Here is an 18,946-nt window from a genome sequence, read left to right as displayed (position 1 = left end):
TTGGGTTAACTATGCTATGGTTTGGGACATTTTAATCATAATCAATAGAGATAGCTCTGGCTCAGAAGGCAAATATAAAAAAACACAACAAAAATGCTATAAATTGGGATAAATAATTCTTTTACCATGCTACAAAATGGGACAAAAACAGGAGAAAGATAGCAGTAAAATGATTTAAAATGCTAACTTTTGGGTTAACTATGCTATGGTTTGGGACATTTTAATCATAATCAATAGAGATAGCTCTGGCTCAGAAGGCAAATATAAAAAAACACAACAAAAATGCTATAAATTGGGATAAATAATTCTTTTACCATGCTACAAAATGGGAAAAAACAGGAGAAAGATAGCAGTAAAATGATTTAAAATGCTAACTTTTGGGTTAACTATGCTATAGTTTGGGACATTTTAATCATAATCAATAGAGATAGCTCTGGTTCAGAAGGCAAATATAAAAAACACAACAAAAATGCTATAAATTGGGATAAATAATTCTTTTACCATGCTACAAAATGGGAAAAAACAGGAGAAAGATAGCAGTAAAATGATTTAAAATGCTAACTTTTGGGCTAACTATGCTATAGTTTGGGACATTTTAATCATAATCAATAGAGATAGCTCTGGATCAGAAGGCAAATATAAAAAACACATCAAAAATGCTATAAATTGGGATAAATAATTCTTTTATCATGCTACAAAATGGGTTCAAAAGGTAAAAAGCAACGTTAACAAAAAGTAATGATGCCAACATGTAGGATAAAAGCAAGAAAAAAATCCCATCTGTTAGCATAATAAAACAAATACATTCTAACAAATAGGAAAATTGTTTTTTATGCTATAATTTGGGAAGCAACTGACTAATTATGCTATAATTTGGGAATACATAATGTTATAATATTCATAAATATAAATTTTTAAAGAGGATGAGTGCATGAAAAATAAGAATGGGAAAAAAGAAAAATATGAGATTTTAAGGGCCCGGGATTATAAAAAAAGTAATGAACTTATAAATGCAAGAGGAAAAAGTACCCCACTTGCGCAGAAACTTTTTGCGATAGGGTTGCAAAATAAAAGAATAGATGAAACCAACCATGTAGTAATGGAAATGTCAGGCACCGAACTCCAAAAAATATTTAATAATAAATCACACAACTTTTACCCGCAAATTGAAAAATTATGTGATAGAACTGTGGCTAAAGAACATGCAACTCTTTTTGATTGGAATCTGCTTATAAAAAACAAGGAAGATAAGAAACTAGAAGCACACCAGGTTGTGACCGATGCTAGTTTTAAAAATAATACTCTTGTTATAAGATATAACGAATTTTTAACCCCTCAGATTATGAGGGCTGAAAAAAACTATACACTACTCGCTCTGAACGAAATGCTATGCTTAAAATCAGGTCATTCAATTACCCTTTATGAAACGCTTAAATCCGCCTATGACAGAGCAAAATGGGAAAACGGAAATAAAGATGATATATATGCTTTCAGATTTAGAAGAACGGAATTAAAATTTAGATTAGGAATAGTAGAAAGCCACGGTAATAGAATCATAAAAAATGAACTAGAAAAAGATAATCCTGACTATGCACTAATTGAAAATATCCTCGATGAAAATGGTTGGAATAAATATACTGTTCCCGGAAATTTTAATAGAGACGTAATAAAAAAATCAGTTAACGAACTAAATAGCAAAACTTCATTATCAATAGAAACAGAACCGTGGACAATGGACGGAAAGAATGATATCGGAACAACGTTTTATGTCAGTATGAAAGATAAGAAAGATGACAAAAATGAAAATGTAAAATCTTATTCCAAAGAAGAAAAGGACCAGATACTTAATGAAGTAGCCGAACTACTGATGCCATCATATAAATTGTCTCAGATTATCGAAATATGCGAATACGCAAATTTCGATAAAAGGAAAATACTAAAAGCCTTTGAAATAGTTGGCAATTATAAGGGTGATGTAAATGAACCAATGGCCCTTATAAAGGCTGCTATAAGAGATGATTATAACGAGTCAGCCCCCATTAAAGGTAAGAATTCATTTAATAACTTCAAACAGACTTATAACAACATTGACTTCGAAGAACTAGAAAATCAGCTACTAGATAATTAATAATTGTGAAGATATTGGAGGAATAGAATTATGATTGGTCAGAAGATGAATTATAAAAGATATAATGACATATTGAAAAATATGCCTGCTCCAATTACGTTAGATCAGATTCCTAAAGTCAAAATTGATTATAAAGGGCTGATTCAGTATGCGAAGTCAAAAAATATGCAGCCTGGAGAATTAAGCGATGAAGAAAAAAATATGTTTTTTTCTGAAGGCAAGACTATGGCATGGATCAGAGAAAACGCTGGCTATAGCATGAATGTAAACAGTTAATATTCTTTCAAACGCTCACTTAGTGGGCGTTTTTTATTTGTGAAAAACAAAAGCCCATGGACTTTGTCTACACTCTGAGACAAATAGGAGGCGTTACGCCTCCTTTTTGTCTGTTACAATAATATTCTTAGAAAGTGATTCATCAACACAGAATATTTTTTCTTCTTTACCAATATCATAGAGCATAAGTCCTAATATCTGATGAACATTCTTGTCAAAAGAAGAATTAAATGCACATAGAGTTCTATAAAAATCTTGAACCTGCTTTTTTGTTTCAAAAACACAAAGCAAATGACATTTATCTGAGCTCTTATATTTACTAAAATACATCGCGCGGATCCACGAGCCTATATCGAAGCAAGGAAATTCCACATAAACATCAATTTTATTACAGCAAAATCTATTTCTCAGATTTACCTTAATATTATCTTTTACAATGATAGGAGCTGATAAAGGACCACTATAATCAGCATTACCATATATGCTCTCTAAACTTGCACTAATTTGAGATAACAAGTCTGGGCGATGGTCCAATATTCCATAAACAACTCTGTCAGATACCAGCGTTGTTGGAAGATAATACACCTGATAGCCACGTCTTAGTCTCTGTACGAAAGGACTTTCTCTATCAGAAGTGCTATATAAAAGCTTAACCATTTCTTCTAACCTTGATTGAGAAAAACGACTCCTTATAAGATTAAAGTCTCTATGCTGATAAGGATTCCTTCTTTCCCCAAGTAGTCTTTTAAACTCACTTACAAAATTTCTATCTAAAACTTGTCTAGTACGTTTTAGGGAATCACCGTCATTTGAAGGTCTCGCGCCACCGCATTTGAGCAAGAAATTAGTAATAAAACTAACATCTGGGTACCCAGTAAGATATGCATCAAAAACATTATCAAGGTGCATCACATCCATATAGTCAAGGAGCTGTTGGCAATTAGAAGGTGAATAAGGATGGAGCTGGTTTTTAAGCCCGTTCTTACCATCAGTAACACCTTTTTGAGAGAAAGAAAACATTATCATGCTCGATAATGGGCGGTCCATTATACCGAGAGCGGCGTAATTATCAATCTTCTTGATAAGGACATCATTATGCTCAGTACCGAGATCCTGTTCTACATAAATAGTATAGAAAGTTTTTGAGCCAAAACGCTCATAAAGGTCGCACCTAGCATCCACCTGAAGGATAGGGGCCTTGCTCTTATAATTAAATGAACGTTCAGAAAGAAGATACTCACGCTGCCACGTCATTGAGTAACCAAGCATCAATAGCTCATAAAAGTTATATCCAATGTAATAAGTATGGCTTTTAGCCACCTTTGATCTATTCTTTTTATATTTTGTAGTAAGTTTTCCTTGGCAAAGCGAGTTAGCATATTGATATCCCTGGGCAGTAATATAATAAAAAACTCTAGCTGTGCCTTCCTGTTCTTTAAAAGAAGATGCTTTCTCTTGCTGAAGATAGCCCTGCTCAATAAGAGGCTTAATAACTCTGCTTGAAAGATGGGAATATAGCGGATAAAGAGGACAAAGAAATGATAGTTCTTCTTGTGTAAGATAAAAACTATAAGCACAGAGCACCAAAATAGCACTTTTTAGTTCGTTACCGGTATATCCTATTCTTTCGTTTAAATAATCAAATAATTCATCCTGAGAAGAAAAACCTAGTGAAGAATGATTCACATAGATATCAGTATCTAACATTGTAATTGCTCCCAAAACAGAATAATTAAAATTAGGCCATGAACTAATTTTAATTAGCTCATGGCCTAAATAATATATCACACCAAACAAGAAAGAACCAAATCGTCTTTTCGTTCATTATCTGGCTCGGTATTCTCTGCTTCAAACCATAACGAGTCGTATTCTGAATCAATAAGTTCCAAGATTTCTTTAAAATCTTCTTTTACGAAGCCATTATTATATACTAAATGAAATTCAGGAAGTTGAATCCCACATAATTTAGAAGATTCTCCATCTGGAACTGAAACATGAACAACTATACTTTCTGTTCCATCTTCTTTTTCAATAACTGGTGAAGTCCACATATTTAATACCTCGTCTATTATATCTGTATTTATTACTGCATTATTCATATTTTTTTCCTTTCGCGTTAAAACCTATGATGTAATATTAACGACATCTGTTTAGTTATAGCAACCCCTATTTAAAAAATTTACAAAAAATTTTTTTAAATAATGAAACTAAATTTCACCACCCTATGGTTAGACTGACAAAAAATATAAAAATTTTATGAATAAATACTGACAAAAGGCAAAAATGTCAGACAACTAAATTTTAAAAAGGACGCAAATATGGATATATATTGCTTTATAAAAGAAAAACCAAAAATGAAATTTTCTTATATAAAATCGTTATGATTAAGATTTAGAGGAAGTCTTTGGATTGACAATAGTTTTGCGATTTTTTCTGCAACGGTACCATCCTCAGTAGAAATATCACCAAGGGCTTTGGTAAAAAATAGAATGCTTTTACAACCATATTTAATGGCACATTTTATGCATTCTTGAAGATCAGGGGGGTATTCTTGCCAAATATACACCAGTTCTCCGCCTCTAATAACCTCGTTATTTTTAACAGGTATAACAAATATAGTGTCGGAAGGATTTTCAACAACAGCCTTTCTAACCCATATTACCCCTGTAAGACGGGTTTCATAGTTCAAAGAAGAGCAGGAGATAAGGTACTGCTGCGTTCCATCTTCAAGAATACTAAAAGGGAGTTTTAAAAGAGCATCCTGACTCATATAAATGGAATTTTTAAATATGCAGCTTTTCAAATACTCAAATGAATATTTGGAGATCTTTTTTTTGCCAGTTTCCCATGCTTCCAAAGACTTCTTTGAAATCCCATAATGTTCAGCAAAATTTCTTTGCGAAAGCCCAGTTTTTGAACGAATATCTTTGACAAGTTCTGGTAGCAATAGGCGTTGCAAAGCATCCTCGCTGGGTTCATTATTGTCAAACAGGTAGTTTAAAAGGAGATGCCCTTTATCATAACCACAGGCACGTTCTTTTGAAGAAATAAAAAGCTTCGCTACAACAGGATTACCATCAACCAGTTTAGAAAGTGATTTTGCTGCCCCTTTACCAACTACCATCATAGTATACTTAGAAAATTCATCATTAGTAAGCCACATATTTAAAGCTATACTGACCTTGATGCTTAATATCTCGTCGGTAAGGTCTAAATTTGTTAATGAAGATAATAATTGACGTTCGCTAATACTTAACCAATCAGAAATACGCATTAGATATCCTCTTTGCCCTACCTAGTAGGGCAACTCGAAAGTGCGCCCTACTAGGTAGGGCAAATATTAAAAAGTTACAATCAAAATAATAACATAAAAGTTAACGCATAGATATTATTTTTTTGTTACAAAAAAAGAAAAAATAGCAAAAAAAGAACTATTTTGCATGGGTTTGCTATGGTTTGTTATTGCTGTTAAAACCATTAGTATATATAATAAAGAAGTATTTTTAATGGTTATTTAGTATCTTAGTACATCAACTAAGCGTATTACCTAAACCCACAGGCATACGTGGTTATTACTATTTAACCAGGAGGAAATTTTAAGTTCGCAATCAAAATAATAAAAGACGCAAAGAGTTATTGCTTTTGGCGTCTTTTTTTGTTGCCAGCTTTTAATTTAATACAAAAACCTAAAAACAAAATAAAAAGGAGGACAAGGAAATGGAGCCAAGAAAGTTTAAGACTTATGTTGACATGCAAGTTCAACACCAGAAGGACATAGAAGCTATTCCGATGAGCTTTGTTTTCGGCTACCGAAATAAAGAGGATGCTGATAAACAGGTTATGGCTGATCTAAAAGTAAATGATATGTCTGAAGTCACACCGTTAAAATACGGCGGCTATGTCAGAAAAGCTGATTTAAAGTTTTTTGACGATATCTGGAAATTGCACGACGAAGAGCACAAACTATTCTTAAAGGACTCAGAAGAAAATCTTGTAAACGCAATCGTTAATGAGATGTATAACCATGAATATGGATATACATTAGATCCACAAGATACTTTGATGGCTCTCGGAAAATCCGAAAGCGACCTGCTCAATGATACAAGGTTCGCGAATGCGTGGACTAAAGCAAAGAGCAAAGTATTAAGTGAATGAAAATAAGAGCAAATAACTGCTGCCGTATGAGGAAAATCTCGTATAGGCGGTATTTTTATTGCCCTAAATGGTTGCAAAACTAATCAACAAAAGGCGAAAAGCCTAATTTAAAAAGGAGGACAGCAAATATGAAAATTTGCGTATCAATCGACTCAGAGGAGTACACAATCCTGAATGTCGAAAAAGTTGTTTCAGATGATGAAGCAGTAACAAAGCTACTTACAAACTACGATTGTTCCGGTTTATCTCTTGAAATAGAAAAACAGGACGATAGCACAAGAATCACATTGAGTAACGCTCATTACTTCATCGTTGCTCAGGTATTCGATATGCCAGCAAATCAGTTTGCGACAATCTGGTGGCATGCCTATGATGGGGTTGATTTTAAAATAGAAAATTCTCACACTTCATTAGATGATGCGATAAAAGCCCTAAACACTTATGTAAACGAACAGTGGATAGCGGATGAACATTACGATGTTGAATATTACGATGAGGGAGATAGCTCCGCAACAGCAAACAATAGAAATGATTGTGAGATGCTTAAGATCATAGACCTAAAGGAGGTGGCATGATTGACATCAATTGAATATCTTTACGATGAAAAAGAGGAGCTCAAGAATCTCGATATCATTAACTGGTGTCCGTTTTGCTCAGCCAAAGCACATCTTAAAGTTAATGGTAAAAAGAAGATGGAAGCTGTCAAAAGATTTATGCACGACAGTTCTATGCTCACACAAGAACTCCCCTTTGAAGCATCAGAAAGGGAATTTATCCGCTCGGGATATTGCCCTGGATGTATGAAGAACATGGGAGTCGATGTATCAAAAAATATCAAATATGTGAAGAAGGAAAGGAGATAAACGAGTCCTCGGTACACCGAGGTTGCTGTGAGGGTAAAGTAAACTAGAGAACAGCATAAAGTAAGATAAATCGGGTTGCCTGATGAGAAACAAATAGTCAGGCATCCGCCTGGCTACGGCATTAAAGTATGCTAAAAAACGCCAGCTGATCTTACTATCCACGAACGAAAGATTCGTTAGTGGTGTTTATGTCTAAGAATTACAAAGTTGTTTGGTTAAGTGCAGGTATCAGCTCATTTATAGCTGGATACCTAGTAAAGGATACTGTTGATGAATGGATTTACATCGATGTTAAGGATCAGCATCCTGACTCAATGAGATTTGTTCATGACTGCGAAAAAATCCTTGAAAGAAAGGTAACAATCCTCAGTTCAACAGAATATGAAGATGTTGAGGATGTATGCAGAAAGAAAGGGTGCATAAATACCCCTTATGGTGCGAGCTGCACGGGGCAGTTAAAGAAACGTGTTAGAAAACAGTGGGAGAGAGCTTTTATTGAAAAGTATGGCCACATGAATCTTACTTACGTATGGGGCTTTGATAACAAAGAATCCAAGAGAGCAGAGAACATGAGGCTTAATTTTCCTGAATTTGAACACGAATTTCCTCTTATGGATAAAAACCTATCCAAAGAGGATGCACACGGCCTCGCTATTTCATTAGGTCTTAAGAGACCTGTGATGTACGACCTAGGCTTTCCTAACAACAACTGTATTGGTTGTGTTAAGGCAGGCATGTATACATGGAACCTTGTAAGAAAGCACTTCCCTGATGTATTTGAGAGGAGAGCAAAGCTAGAAAGAGATTTAGGGCACAGCTGCCTTAATGGTATTTTTCTTGATGAGCTTGATCCTAACGCTGGCAGACCAAATGAGGTTACACCAGAATGTTCCATCTTTTGCTTTGCTGCAGAACAGGAACTAAATACATCAGAAACTATTTTTGAAAAGGCTAGCTAAAAAGAAGTTTTAAGTGGTAACTAGGAGGAAAACAATGTATGTTTAAGAAGATAGAAGCCAATATATCAACAGTAGGAGAGTTAAAAGGAGTGCTTACCAACTTTAGCAATAAAGAAAAAGTAAGTTGCCTTGGCCTAAAAGAAGGTTGCAGTAGCCTACGATGAAGAGAGAAGGCTTGTAATGTTAGATGAGAAAAAAGAGTTCAATGACCTTTGTGTTCCAGTTCACTTACCTTTTCTCTAAACATATGTTTTTAGGCATCGGGTAAAACCGATGCCTTTTTATTTTGAGTTAAACGTAAAGTATAAAAAAGGAGGAAATGCCTACTATGATGGGGTTCAAAACAAAAAATAGCATGTATTACTTAAACAGCAATAAGAAAGAGATAACAGGCGGAGTACTTGGCGATGGCTGGTATCCATTTGAAGACGCAACAATTCTTATTGGAACAAGTGCGGATATCTTACTTGCTGATGGAAGAAAAATTACTACTAGTACAGTTGAAAGCTATTTGTAAAAAGGAGGACAGTATGACACAGAATAAACAGCTTTGGGCACTTAGATGGAGCCCCGTTGGATATAAAGTAACATACAAAGCGTTCATTATTGCTGAGGATAGTCTTGAAGCTAATTATTTTTGGAACAAGTATCAGAAACAGCACAACGAAGTACATGATACATGGACAAGGGCAAGGCTCAGAGTCCAAGGATACGCTACATTCCACCCTTCCGATGAAAATGAAGAAAAGGAATTTAAAAGACTTTTCCCAAGAAAGAGGAAGGCTGGAGTATATCTTTGCGATGTAGAAAGAGAAAATCTTACTACAGACCATGTAAATGACTAAGAAAATAATGAAAGGAGTCAGTATCCATGAAAAATGAAACTATGGATATAAAGAAGCTTATCAAGTTAGGCATAGATTACTATCCTGATAACATGGTGGCTTATAGTATAAAGTTCCTAAGTCAGGCGAGACCAAATACATCTACTGATAAGCACATTTAACAAGGAGAGCCTTTATGGGCGAAAGGAGACAAACGATGGTAAAGAAGAAAGATTGGTCCGTAGAAGGACAGATAAATCTTTTTACATACTTCGAAGAAATACAAGAAGCTATGAAAAAGGAGGAGGCGGCAAAAAACGTCTTGGCTAAAAAGCCAATATCTTTTATGTCAAGAAAAGAGAAGATCCTGCAGTCAGCAGAGGAGTATCTAAAAAAAGGAGAGCGCCTTACAACACTTGCCAAGGAAAGATATGGCGAGATGATGAAGGAGCTTTCCTTTTCTGATATAGAAGAAAAGCTGTTTTCAATCAAGGTAAGTGGATATGACATCGACTCAATGCTGGTGCCTAAGATAGCAACAACAGTTGTTAGACCAATCCTTAAATCTACCGCTGATTACTCTGATGATTCTAATGCTATGAAAATGCTAAAGTCTGTAATTGACTATGACTTCAGCATTGAGGTAGTAGATATCGAAACAGAATATATAGCAGCGGTAAGATATCTAAGGAGAAAATCAAGTGAACTTCTGAAGGTAACCATACGTGAAGAAGGCTTTAAGCCACTTATAGCATATGGATATAAAAACAATGCTCATCCCAAGAATAGAAAAAGCACCCTTTTTAAGGATGGCTCAATGATTGGTGATGTGGCAGAGATTCTTGCTTGGCTTATCTGTTTAACACAGTATACAAGAGCAATGAAGAACGCTGATTTAAGACCAGCGATTGAAGAAAAGCTGACGGCAAAATCATACAGATGGGATTGCAACGAAGCAATAATGTATCTGCTGAAAGAGAAATCCGCGCCAAGGGGTTCCTGGAATAAATACGCTTCTAATATAAGAGAGTTGTATGAAGCCCAGAAAGCCCCTCTTGCACTTCCACTCCAATATGCACAGAGACCGTCTAAAGCTACTATTGGAATTATCTGTAACATGCTCGGCTACGATGAAGATGAGGTTATAGAGCTTGATATTACAGAAAAGAGCTGCAAATCTAAGAACACTATCTACTTAGACAAGTATCGCAAGCCATTCTGCTATGTTCTTACAAAGGATCTCGATAAGATTTTCTCTTATACAGATCCTTTAAATGCAGTAAAAATTGGATTCGGAATCCCTGTATATCACGACTATCTAAGCACATTAGATAGAACGATAACACTACGAGACGAAGAAAACCCAGACTTTATTGCAACTACATGGCCTCAGCCAGGGGGACACAGTGTCGATAGATGGAGATACCTTCAGGTTATAGATATGGTTCTTGAACTTGTATTTGATAACTACAAAGAGAAGGTAGCCACGCTCAATTATTTTAAAGAAAATGAAAAGAGCAGAGCAAAAGTCTATCAGACAAAGAAAAACATCCCCGAAAAGGTTGTTAAAGCCATGCAGGAGAATGAGCTTAATTCATTCTTTGGATATGTTGAATTTGATGAAGAGGTTTCTCTTGATAAAACAAGTGACCTTATTGACGAATTCACAGCTTTTAAAGAGACATATCTAAAGAATCTTGATACCTCGTCTGTAAGTATTCGCTTTAGAAAGCTTGGTAACTATAAGGCAGCAGGCTTATACTTCCCTGAGATTGGATGCCTATGTGTAGACATAAGACACCCAGATTCACTTGTTCATGAGTACGGACATTGCATTGATAATGTAGTTGGCAACAAAAAGAGACTGTCCGAAGAGGCAGATTTCTATGGTTGCTACTCTGCATACCGCAGAGCATTCTCAACCGCAGTTCTTAAGTCTGATGATGCTAAGGATAAGCTAAAAGGAAAGTATAAGAGTGATTATTACTTGCAGAGAACAGAAGTATTCGCAAGATGCTTTGAAATGTATGTAGTAAGAACCCTTGGAATGACAAATTCCATCTGCAAACCTGATGAGAACATGGGATTCGCTTATCCGGACGACAATGAGCTGATGGATAAAATAAACACCTATTTTTCAAAGCTACTAAGCAATATTAATGGCGAAAGCACTGAGCAGGCAGCAGCTTAACAATGTACATCTAAATACAAAAAAGGAGGTTTGCAAAAAGGAATTGTCTAAATGGCAATTTCTTTTTGTGTAAAAAGATGGAAATAAAAGCAATAACATTTTTAATACCTATACATATTAACAGTGTAGAACTATTTAGAGACTATTACGATGTATCAGAAGAGGCCGAGAGTGTTTTTGTTAGTACTGAAGAGTACATCAACGAACTTACAAAAATGCTACAAAACGTCCACATCGAGGAAGAATACATAAACTTTCTTAAAGAAAAAGATAAGGAAGAAATCTTTTATGAATATGTGGATGTGGAAATAATGAAGGTTATGTTCGACTATGATGCAGCACTCACTTGCCCAAGAGAAATAGCCTGTTTTAAGGTGCCCTGTACTCTAAAGGTTGATTGGCTCATCAAAGGATGCGAAGAAGATAAGCTACGAAAAGCTGAGCAAGCTAATTAAGGAGACATCTATGGATAAGGGCAGAAAGAAATATTGGATCAGATACATATCCAAGTGGACCAAGGATTACAAAATCAGTTCCTTTGACAATTACAAAGAAGCTGAATGGTTCAGGCAGCAGGTAAACGGCGAATACCTCGATTGGCAATAAAAGGAGGCAACTAAAAATAAAATATGTTCAACTTAAATCAGACAAGACCAGCGATAAAGCTTGAAAGACTACAGAAAATTCAGACAGAGGGAGATAAGATGTTCAGATTTGGAGACGTAGTGCTAATAAAGACACACATCTTTTCAAGAAAACTTACTCCCTTTGATACACTTACTGGCAAAGAAATCCAGAAGATAGCTCTTTATGAGGAAAATGTAGGCAAGTTTATTCTTGTCGATGTTAAATCGTTCAGACATGTTGGTATTTTCAAGCCAGAATTTACATGCTGGTATACAGGAGAAGAGGCTGCGTAATGCAGACTCTTCTTTTTAGAAGGAGGAATATGAAAGCATCAGAATTTTGCAGATTTTTCGTTCATGAGATAAGAAGAGAAGAAGGCTTTTCAGAACTTGACAGCTTGTATAGATTCGTAATAACTGACACTCAAGGAACATTATCAGCTAAATACATAGTTGATATTTATGATGTGACAGAAGCAGTTGATATATGTCTAGGGGCCTATATTGACGATACTTTACTTGATTTCGGATTTATACCAGATGAAAACTGTAATGACGGATATTATGAACAGGCGCTTAAGTTTATTACCGAAGGTGATGGAGATGCCCTCATAGGCACAAACACTCACAAGGTAATTGAATGCCTATGCGATCCTAGAAAGATTGAGGATGATGTGACTGGAGATAACCGCGAGAATGTAAAGAGTTTTGTATATGACTACTTTGCAGAAACGCTCATCCATGCTCCAACTGCAATTGACGCATTATGCGAAAAAGAAAATGCATCACTTCAAGAAATCATTGAAGCAATAATAACTGCTGCCGATACAGACAGTATCGGAGGAAAAGAAAGTATTCAGGAATTATACGCTACTCTTTTCCAACAGCTTTCCACTGTATGTTTGGAAGATTTCCTTGCAGGCATGCATGAGCTTTACATTGAAGCCAGAAAGTATGCTGAGGTGTCTAAATGATAACCACAGGAAAAGAATTATGATGGGAGAGCCTTTGCAGAGAAACTGCAATAATAATCACGAATGATGGAGATATCTATGAAGATTTAAACCATCAGTCAGAAGGAACAGGAGGAAATTGAAGAGAAGGGCGCAGAGTTCATCTGCCCCTGCTCTTTTTTTGTATAAAAACAACAAAAATGCTATAATAAAAAAGTCTCAGAGGTAAGTGTTTTGCAAACCTCCGTCTTAATTTCTATGCCCGACGCGTAAAAGGCTTTTAGATGTACAATACGAACAAAAAATGTGGCTCAAAGCCAGATATTTAGCACGAATAATTGTGCAAAATAACGGCATAAGAGTCTAAGGCTACAAGATAATTTCTATACTATTAGATCTGTGCGTTTGCTTATAGAGATCACCGTCTAAGGCTACAAGATAATTTCTATACTATTAGATCGGAGTTGAAGGTACAAAGACATCAGAGTCTAAGGCTACAAGATAATTTCTATACTATTAGATATATTACATAGCGAAAACAGCGATAAGTCTAAGGCTACAAGATAATTTCTATACTATTAGATACCGTTGATTGTTTCAATCATTATGTAGGTCTAAGGATACAAGATAATTTCTATATTATTAGATAAGGTGTTATTACACTTATGTTTAAAAGTCTAAGGCTTAAAGATAATTTCTATATTATTAGATCAATAATTATCAGATTGATAATGATTTTTGTCTAAGACTTAAAGATAATTTCTATATTATTAGATGGATAATCGCTCCGGGGAAGAATGGTTGTCTAAGGATACAAGAAAATTTCTATATTATTAGATTTATGTAGTAAAAATCAGTTTTAAATATGTCTAAGACTTAAAGAGAATTTCTATATTATTAGATTCATTTCGCTCGGCGTGAATCCTTGGTTGTCTAAGACTACAAGATAATTTCTATATTATTAGATAAGGTGTTATTACACTTATGTTTAAAAGTCTAAGACTTAAAGATAATTTCTATATTATTAGATGTGCTGTGAGTTTTTACTTTTTTCATACAGTCTAAGACTTAAAGATAATTTCTATATTATTAGATTCACTTGTCGCTTTTGTTCTTTGAAGTCTAAGGCTTAAAGATAATTTCTATATTATTAGATCAGGATAGAACCTTCCAGCTTCCTTAAGGCCTAAGACTTAAAGATAATTTCTATATTATTAGATTAGTGTAATCCCATTGTTTAGCCAAATGTCTAAGACTTAAAGATAATTTCTATATTATTAGATAAGTACTAAATCTTGGTTAACAAGGTGCGTCTAAGACTTAAAGATAATTTCTATATTATTAGATAAACAAAGTACGCTCTTGGCCGTATAAGTCTAAGACTACAAGATAATTTCTATATTATTAGATGGATAATCGCTCCGGGGAAGAATGGTTGTCTAAGGATACAAGATAATTTCTATATTATTAGATCAATAATTATCAGATTGATAATGATTTTTGTCTAAGACTTAAAGATAATTTCTATATTATTAGATTTATGTAGTAAAAATCAGTTTTAAATATGTCTAAAACTTAAAGATAATTTCTATACTATTAGATTCGAGGCATGTAACATATACAAGTATGGTCTAAGACATAAAGATAATTTCTATATTATTAGATAAGGGTTTCTAGTGTAAATACAGCGTGAGTCTAAGACTACAAGAAAATTTCTATACTATTAGATTGGACTGGGATAACAATGCAAATAAGGTATAAGGTTTAAAGAAAATTTCTATATTATTAGATTTAATTGTGACCTTGCTAATGTCAAAGTCTAAGACTACAAGCTAATTTCTATATTATTAGATTCTATATTTTTGCACTTCCATATCCGGATCTAAGACTACAAGCTAATTTCTATATTATTAGATATCGGCTTCTGCCTGCTGTATACCTACTGTCTAAGACAACAAGTAATTTCTATACTATTAGACTCACAACTATTTTGCCTTCCTAATTTGCGCACTTTTGCGCTATTTTGCTATGTTTTCTTGTTGCTATAACTTCTTATGAAAATGTAAAATAATAGAGTATTATTTTATTATTCTAGTTTCTAACGTAGATCAACGTTAAGTTATACCCAAACCCACATATATACGTGGTTATTATATATAACCAGGAGAAAAAATAGAAGTTCGCATATAAAAGACGCTTTATGCGTCTTTTTTTATGCCAACTTTTAACATAAATAAAACATTCAAATAAGGAGGTGCGTGTAATGAAAAACATTACAGCAAAAAAATGGATTGTAGATCACTACGATCAGTACGGAATCAACCTAAAAGATAAGTCAGAGATGATTGCCTTACTGAATATTCTTCAGGCAGCAGGCGAAAATCTTGACTCATTCCATGATTGCGTAATAAATGGACTTACTGAGTTCATGGATTACATAAGCCATCATGGATGGGAGTCCGACCAAGACCTGTACGAAACAGTTATGTCACATAGCGAGTTCTACACGGAAGAAGAGTTCATAGAGCATATGCTCGAGTGGACCAAGGACTTAAAAGACGATGGGCAAGATCCTGCTGAAGAAATCTATGATTGGACTTATGACGAGCCAATCTCAGATACAAAAATCTACAAAACTGAAGATGGATACGTAAGACGTATCTGGTGTTAAGACAACGACTAAAAAGGAGGAAGTAAATACATGAAAAAATTAAATATGATGATTGAGTACACCAAACTCGTTATCGTTTTAAACCTATTCTTACTTGGAAGCATTGAATCAGAGCCACCCAAAGCGACTCTGATTTTTCTTTTATCTACACTTATCCTGTCGATAGCTTTAGAGATTTTATTCATAAAGATAAGGCAGACTCGCCAGCTTAAGTACGAGAGATATCTCTGCAAGCTTGAGAGAATAGTAAGTAGGGAGGTTAAGGAAACAGATAATGCTGCATAAGGAGGAAACGGAAATGAGTTTTTCTGAAAAATGTAACGCAATAGCCAAGTGCTATCATGATTTTATTGCGCTACAGGATGATGCTGCTCTAAGAAAAGCAGGCCTATCACTTACTGATTGGAAAGAGATAAGGAGGCTTATACCTCTTCTTGGAACTATTGGAAATATAGAATGCACAATCTATGAGAAGGCAGCTAAATGGTTTGAAGATCATGACTATTTGGTTTTTGATGAAAACGGAATCGGCTACAGGATAACTATTTAAAAAAGGAGGAATAAAAACATGTACGGAAACAATAATGGAGCAAAAGTTTTTTCAATCCCAGTTGAAAGGATTGTTTCAGAAAATATCGAGGTAAGAGCAAATTCACTAAAAGAGGCGGTAGAATTCATCAACAAACATTCTGATGAGATTCCTACAAGCAATGATGCCGCATATATTGATGGCACATGGAAAATCTCTGCAGATGAAGATAACGACCTTGATACAAATAAGATTTGCGAAAGACTTGCATGTTACGGCTACAATGAACGAGAAGCTACTGAATACGATAAGGTAGATTCAAATATTGGAGGTGTTGCATGATGGCACAGGATATCGCAAAGCTCTGTTACGAGCTATACAAGATTGACTGGATGAGAAGAATCTCTGCAGACAGGCAGATTTATGCCTATAAGGATTGGTACGAGAAAGAGTACGAACCACATGTTAGTACAATTCATAACACCTATACAGGAGAGGCAGAGCCTTATTATGATGGACTTACTTTTGAAAATTGGATCGAAGAATTTGGCTATGACGGAAACATTTATGTTTCATATGAAGAATTCCTTGATACCGAGTATCAGAATGAAGAATACATCAGAGTACTTCTTGATAATGCCGCACTTTACCTAAGATATCTTATGAGAGGTGGCAGAATGACAGGAAATCAATTAAAAGACTTCATCGACATGTTTCAGCTTGGGAACATGCCTGTTTTTATTGGATGCGAAGGATATACCAACGCAAACGATGAGGACAATGAAACAGTAGTTGATGTGATCGATGGGAAGATTATCGTACATGATGCTTGTGGTGACTACACAGAAGAAGTCACAAGTAACAAAAACTAATAGGAGGTAAAGTATGAGAGACTTTAGAAACAAGTATGCATGGTCTTTATACCGCGCAGAACTTAATAAAGGATATCCATATGACGGAACTGCTGCTTTTAGACTTGATAATGGCTATGGCAGTGGCAGAAAAATGATTGATGAGCCAGCAAGAGAGTTTTTACCCTACTGGGCAGCTCTTGAGCTTAAAAAAGAAGGCAGACTTAATTCCAAAAAGACAGTCATTGAGATTCTAGATGAGTGTAAGAAGAGATATAACGCAGAAGTGGCATATCGTGAGGAATGGAAGTCAGAGCCAGACACTTACAAAGGCTATGAACTCAAATGGGAACATTTTATGCCCTATGATGATGATTACAATGCCTTTGACCATGAAACACTAAGGTGCGTCCTTCCTTTCAGGGCAACAGAAGAGGATAAAAAGGCTCTGCGTGAGCTTATTTACATCCCTTTCCGTGATCCATATTGCGATGGAAGAGATTGCACAGGAGCACGTTTCACCGGTTCATTAAGGATTTATACAACGCAGGAAAAGACCTTTATCTACCACATAATAGAGGTTGACTGCTAAAAATGGAGAGACTCATATGAGACATGTTAAAAGATTAAATAGAAAGGATTAACACAGAATTCCTCGTAAACGAGGTTCCTGTAGCGCTGCTGGGCGTCATTTTAAAATATGCGCCTAACCAGCGCATATTTTAAAAAAGATGGGATGGAGTAAGGGTTGTTCCTTATGTAAATCGGCTTAAAAACAGGGTAAAACATATTAACTACGGATTGCGGATAGCGGGAACTGTGACGAGGGCGTTCCAAAGATACCGACTACAAGGTAAGTAATGAGATTATGGTAGGCAAAGCCAAAGGATAATCTCGGGCATCCAATAGAAAACAGCATTAGATGTATCTCGCATGATAACGGGGCTATTCCGTGTAGTGTGAGTTGTGTTAAGAACATATGAAGAATTAAAAGAAATCAGTAGCCCAACAGAAGAAGAATTTCTTCTTCTGGATAGGCTGCAGAAAATTAGAAGTATCGTTTCAATGTACGGAGAGGACAAATTCTTTATATCCTTTTCAGGCGGAAAAGATTCTACAGTGCTTTCAGCACTCATTGACCTTGCCATTCCAGGCAATAGAATCCCAAGAGTATTCGTAAATACAGGAATCGAACTTAATATGATCCGTGATTTTGTCTTTGATTTAGAAAAAAAGGACGAAAGACTGGTGATAATAAAGCCGCAGGTTGCGATTAAGCCCATGCTTGAAAAGGACGGATATCCGTTCAAGTCAAAGAAGCATGCGCATCATGTTGAGCGGTACAACCGAATTGGTATGTGCGACTCAGTAAAATCGTATCTCGGTGAAGGCTCCTGGGGGCCAATGCAGAGCTGCCCAAAGATACTAAAGTATCAGTTCACAGAGGAATTTTCCAACAGACTTCGCGTATCAGATCTTTGCTGTGTAAATCTGAAAGAGAAACCTTTAGAGAACTGGGGTATAGCGAACAATCGTCCAATTTCAATCGATGGAATTATGCGTGACGAAGGAGGCAGACGAGAAAAGGCAGCATGTCTTGTTTTTAGGAACAAAAAACTAAAGAAATTTCAGCCTATGAGCGTTGTCACAAAAAAATGGGAGGAATGGTTTATCAAGGAATATCAGATAGATATCTGTCCCATATACCTTCCACCATACAACAGACCTCGCACTGGATGTAAGGGATGCCCCAACACGCTCGAACTCCAGGAAGAACTTGATTTTCTAAAAGAACACTCCCCTGCCGAATATCGTCAGTGTCTACTGTTATGGGGACCTGTGTATGACGAATATAAGAGGATTGGGTTTAGATTGAAAAAAGAAGAAAAAGCGGCGTAAAACGTTAAGAAACAAGGAGGT

25 protein-coding genes and 1 CRISPR repeat array are annotated in these 18,946 nt (G+C 35.4%); of the genes, 22 read left to right on the top strand and 3 right to left on the bottom strand.

The genetic code is table 11. The features are described from left to right. The first annotated feature begins 931 nt into the window (after positions 1–931). Together bhn_RS15290 and bhn_RS15285 are read left to right on the top strand one after the other, a co-directional pair. Entirely contained in the window at positions 932–2,128 is a 1,197-nt protein-coding gene (locus bhn_RS15290) for a replication initiation protein (RefSeq protein WP_071177705.1), read from the top strand. A 30-nt stretch (positions 2,129–2,158) separates the two neighbouring features. Next, a complete protein-coding gene (locus tag bhn_RS15285; RefSeq protein ID WP_071177704.1) occupies positions 2,159–2,404 on the top strand; it encodes a hypothetical protein in 246 nt (81 codons plus the stop codon). Between the two features lie 93 nt (positions 2,405–2,497). Here bhn_RS15285 and bhn_RS15280 read toward each other — a convergent pair whose 3' ends face one another. The 3 genes from bhn_RS15280 to bhn_RS15270 all read right to left on the bottom strand — a co-directional run bounded on the left by bhn_RS15280 (position 2,498) and on the right by bhn_RS15270 (position 5,678). After that, on the bottom strand, positions 2,498–4,111 hold the full coding sequence (locus bhn_RS15280) for a replication-relaxation family protein (protein ID WP_071177703.1): 1,614 nt from the start codon (positions 4,109–4,111) through the stop codon (positions 2,498–2,500). A gap of 77 nt (positions 4,112–4,188) precedes the next feature. Then, positions 4,189–4,503 (bottom strand): hypothetical protein, encoded by a 315-nt coding sequence (locus bhn_RS15275; protein WP_071177702.1) that lies wholly within the window; start codon positions 4,501–4,503, stop codon positions 4,189–4,191. Between the two features lie 266 nt (positions 4,504–4,769). After that, positions 4,770–5,678: a helix-turn-helix domain-containing protein gene (locus bhn_RS15270; RefSeq protein WP_071177701.1), complete on the bottom strand. Its 909-nt coding sequence runs from the start codon at positions 5,676–5,678 to the stop codon at positions 4,770–4,772. Between the two features lie 443 nt (positions 5,679–6,121). On the opposite strand from bhn_RS15270, the gene bhn_RS15265 reads away from it, so the two are divergent. The 20 genes from bhn_RS15265 (at position 6,122) to bhn_RS15185 (ending at position 18,925) form a co-directional block, all read left to right on the top strand. Then, positions 6,122–6,559: a DUF7659 family protein gene (locus tag bhn_RS15265; RefSeq protein WP_071177700.1), complete on the top strand. Its 438-nt coding sequence runs from the start codon at positions 6,122–6,124 to the stop codon at positions 6,557–6,559. Positions 6,560–6,687: 128 nt separating this feature from the next. Beyond that, on the top strand, positions 6,688–7,134 hold the full coding sequence (locus bhn_RS15260) for a hypothetical protein (RefSeq protein WP_071177699.1): 447 nt from the start codon (positions 6,688–6,690) through the stop codon (positions 7,132–7,134). Further along, on the top strand, positions 7,135–7,422 hold the full coding sequence (locus bhn_RS15255) for a hypothetical protein (protein ID WP_071177698.1): 288 nt from the start codon (positions 7,135–7,137) through the stop codon (positions 7,420–7,422). Positions 7,423–7,610: 188 nt separating this feature from the next. After that, positions 7,611–8,381, top strand: coding sequence for a phosphoadenosine phosphosulfate reductase (locus bhn_RS15250; protein ID WP_071177697.1), 771 nt, complete (start codon positions 7,611–7,613; stop codon positions 8,379–8,381). A 38-nt stretch (positions 8,382–8,419) separates the two neighbouring features. Further along, the gene (locus bhn_RS16040) at positions 8,420–8,545 is read left to right on the top strand and encodes a hypothetical protein (RefSeq protein WP_257786653.1); all 126 of its coding nucleotides are present in this window, start codon (positions 8,420–8,422) and stop codon (positions 8,543–8,545) included. 164 nt (positions 8,546–8,709) lie between these two features. After that, complete coding sequence (locus tag bhn_RS15245) at positions 8,710–8,898, top strand: hypothetical protein (RefSeq protein ID WP_071177696.1); 189 nt, start codon at positions 8,710–8,712, stop codon at positions 8,896–8,898. 13 nt (positions 8,899–8,911) lie between these two features. Continuing rightward, positions 8,912–9,226 carry a hypothetical protein gene (locus bhn_RS15240; protein WP_071177695.1) on the top strand — a complete coding sequence of 105 codons (315 nt, stop codon included), beginning with the start codon at positions 8,912–8,914 and terminating at the stop codon, positions 9,224–9,226. Between the two features lie 26 nt (positions 9,227–9,252). Then, positions 9,253–9,387 (top strand): hypothetical protein, encoded by a 135-nt coding sequence (locus bhn_RS16035; protein ID WP_257786652.1) that lies wholly within the window; start codon positions 9,253–9,255, stop codon positions 9,385–9,387. A 35-nt stretch (positions 9,388–9,422) separates the two neighbouring features. After that, positions 9,423–11,396, top strand: coding sequence for an LPD1 domain-containing protein (locus tag bhn_RS15235; RefSeq protein ID WP_071177694.1), 1,974 nt, complete (start codon positions 9,423–9,425; stop codon positions 11,394–11,396). Between the two features lie 77 nt (positions 11,397–11,473). Next, complete coding sequence (locus tag bhn_RS15230; protein WP_161487350.1) at positions 11,474–11,851, top strand: hypothetical protein; 378 nt, start codon at positions 11,474–11,476, stop codon at positions 11,849–11,851. A 10-nt stretch (positions 11,852–11,861) separates the two neighbouring features. Then, positions 11,862–12,002, top strand: coding sequence for a hypothetical protein (locus bhn_RS15775; protein ID WP_161487349.1), 141 nt, complete (start codon positions 11,862–11,864; stop codon positions 12,000–12,002). A 23-nt stretch (positions 12,003–12,025) separates the two neighbouring features. Further along, the gene (locus tag bhn_RS15225) at positions 12,026–12,316 is read left to right on the top strand and encodes a hypothetical protein (RefSeq protein ID WP_071177692.1); all 291 of its coding nucleotides are present in this window, start codon (positions 12,026–12,028) and stop codon (positions 12,314–12,316) included. Positions 12,317–12,345: 29 nt separating this feature from the next. Continuing rightward, positions 12,346–12,996 (top strand): hypothetical protein, encoded by a 651-nt coding sequence (locus bhn_RS15220; protein WP_148661987.1) that lies wholly within the window; start codon positions 12,346–12,348, stop codon positions 12,994–12,996. A 352-nt stretch (positions 12,997–13,348) separates the two neighbouring features. Continuing rightward, a CRISPR array of direct repeats spans positions 13,349–14,891; the repeat unit is 24 nt; unit sequence AAGATAATTTCTATATTATTAGAT. A gap of 347 nt (positions 14,892–15,238) precedes the next feature. Further along, on the top strand, positions 15,239–15,646 hold the full coding sequence (locus bhn_RS15215) for a hypothetical protein (RefSeq protein WP_071177690.1): 408 nt from the start codon (positions 15,239–15,241) through the stop codon (positions 15,644–15,646). 30 nt (positions 15,647–15,676) lie between these two features. Then, the gene (locus bhn_RS15210) at positions 15,677–15,931 is read left to right on the top strand and encodes a hypothetical protein (protein ID WP_071177689.1); all 255 of its coding nucleotides are present in this window, start codon (positions 15,677–15,679) and stop codon (positions 15,929–15,931) included. Between the two features lie 13 nt (positions 15,932–15,944). Further along, a complete protein-coding gene (locus bhn_RS15205) occupies positions 15,945–16,196 on the top strand; it encodes a hypothetical protein (RefSeq protein ID WP_071177688.1) in 252 nt (83 codons plus the stop codon). 18 nt (positions 16,197–16,214) lie between these two features. Beyond that, on the top strand, positions 16,215–16,517 hold the full coding sequence (locus bhn_RS15200; RefSeq protein WP_071177687.1) for a hypothetical protein: 303 nt from the start codon (positions 16,215–16,217) through the stop codon (positions 16,515–16,517). After that, complete coding sequence (locus tag bhn_RS15195) at positions 16,514–17,047, top strand: hypothetical protein (RefSeq protein WP_071177686.1); 534 nt, start codon at positions 16,514–16,516, stop codon at positions 17,045–17,047. Before bhn_RS15200 ends, bhn_RS15195 begins: the two co-directional genes overlap by 4 nt. Before the next feature lie 13 nt (positions 17,048–17,060). Continuing rightward, positions 17,061–17,618: a hypothetical protein gene (locus bhn_RS15190; RefSeq protein WP_071177685.1), complete on the top strand. Its 558-nt coding sequence runs from the start codon at positions 17,061–17,063 to the stop codon at positions 17,616–17,618. Between the two features lie 374 nt (positions 17,619–17,992). Beyond that, on the top strand, positions 17,993–18,925 hold the full coding sequence (locus bhn_RS15185) for a phosphoadenosine phosphosulfate reductase domain-containing protein (RefSeq protein WP_071177684.1): 933 nt from the start codon (positions 17,993–17,995) through the stop codon (positions 18,923–18,925). Positions 18,926–18,946: the final 21 nt, after the last annotated feature.

This window comes from Butyrivibrio hungatei, from assembly GCF_001858005.1.
Lineage (GTDB): Bacteria > Bacillota > Clostridia > Lachnospirales > Lachnospiraceae > Butyrivibrio > Butyrivibrio hungatei.
Note: the sequence above shows the minus strand (reverse complement) of the source record. Positions and strands in the feature narration are given on the sequence as shown.

Bases quoted from the DNA above. Each gene is read 5' to 3' on its own strand.
- bhn_RS15275 (WP_071177702.1), bottom strand. From the start codon at position 4,503: ATGAATAATGCAGTAATAAATACAGATATAATAGACGAGGTATTAAAT.
- bhn_RS15245 (WP_071177696.1), top strand. From the start codon at position 8,710: ATGATGGGGTTCAAAACAAAAAATAGCATGTATTACTTAAACAGCAAT.
- bhn_RS16035 (WP_257786652.1), top strand. From the start codon at position 9,253: ATGAAAAATGAAACTATGGATATAAAGAAGCTTATCAAGTTAGGCATA.
- bhn_RS15195 (WP_071177686.1), top strand. From the start codon at position 16,514: ATGATGGCACAGGATATCGCAAAGCTCTGTTACGAGCTATACAAGATT.
- bhn_RS15250 (WP_071177697.1), top strand. From the start codon at position 7,611: ATGTCTAAGAATTACAAAGTTGTTTGGTTAAGTGCAGGTATCAGCTCA.
- bhn_RS15200 (WP_071177687.1), top strand. From the start codon at position 16,215: ATGTACGGAAACAATAATGGAGCAAAAGTTTTTTCAATCCCAGTTGAA.
- bhn_RS15225 (WP_071177692.1), top strand. From the start codon at position 12,026: ATGTTCAACTTAAATCAGACAAGACCAGCGATAAAGCTTGAAAGACTA.
- bhn_RS15210 (WP_071177689.1), top strand. From the start codon at position 15,677: ATGAAAAAATTAAATATGATGATTGAGTACACCAAACTCGTTATCGTT.
- bhn_RS15270 (WP_071177701.1), bottom strand. From the start codon at position 5,678: ATGCGTATTTCTGATTGGTTAAGTATTAGCGAACGTCAATTATTATCT.
- bhn_RS15240 (WP_071177695.1), top strand. From the start codon at position 8,912: ATGACACAGAATAAACAGCTTTGGGCACTTAGATGGAGCCCCGTTGGA.
- bhn_RS15775 (WP_161487349.1), top strand. From the start codon at position 11,862: ATGGATAAGGGCAGAAAGAAATATTGGATCAGATACATATCCAAGTGG.
- bhn_RS15290 (WP_071177705.1), top strand. From the start codon at position 932: ATGAAAAATAAGAATGGGAAAAAAGAAAAATATGAGATTTTAAGGGCC.
- bhn_RS15215 (WP_071177690.1), top strand. From the start codon at position 15,239: ATGAAAAACATTACAGCAAAAAAATGGATTGTAGATCACTACGATCAG.
- bhn_RS15235 (WP_071177694.1), top strand. From the start codon at position 9,423: ATGGTAAAGAAGAAAGATTGGTCCGTAGAAGGACAGATAAATCTTTTT.
- bhn_RS16040 (WP_257786653.1), top strand. From the start codon at position 8,420: ATGTTTAAGAAGATAGAAGCCAATATATCAACAGTAGGAGAGTTAAAA.
- bhn_RS15230 (WP_161487350.1), top strand. From the start codon at position 11,474: ATGGAAATAAAAGCAATAACATTTTTAATACCTATACATATTAACAGT.
- bhn_RS15285 (WP_071177704.1), top strand. From the start codon at position 2,159: ATGATTGGTCAGAAGATGAATTATAAAAGATATAATGACATATTGAAA.
- bhn_RS15280 (WP_071177703.1), bottom strand. From the start codon at position 4,111: ATGTTAGATACTGATATCTATGTGAATCATTCTTCACTAGGTTTTTCT.
- bhn_RS15190 (WP_071177685.1), top strand. From the start codon at position 17,061: ATGAGAGACTTTAGAAACAAGTATGCATGGTCTTTATACCGCGCAGAA.
- bhn_RS15220 (WP_148661987.1), top strand. From the start codon at position 12,346: ATGAAAGCATCAGAATTTTGCAGATTTTTCGTTCATGAGATAAGAAGA.
- bhn_RS15205 (WP_071177688.1), top strand. From the start codon at position 15,945: ATGAGTTTTTCTGAAAAATGTAACGCAATAGCCAAGTGCTATCATGAT.
- bhn_RS15265 (WP_071177700.1), top strand. From the start codon at position 6,122: ATGGAGCCAAGAAAGTTTAAGACTTATGTTGACATGCAAGTTCAACAC.
- bhn_RS15260 (WP_071177699.1), top strand. From the start codon at position 6,688: ATGAAAATTTGCGTATCAATCGACTCAGAGGAGTACACAATCCTGAAT.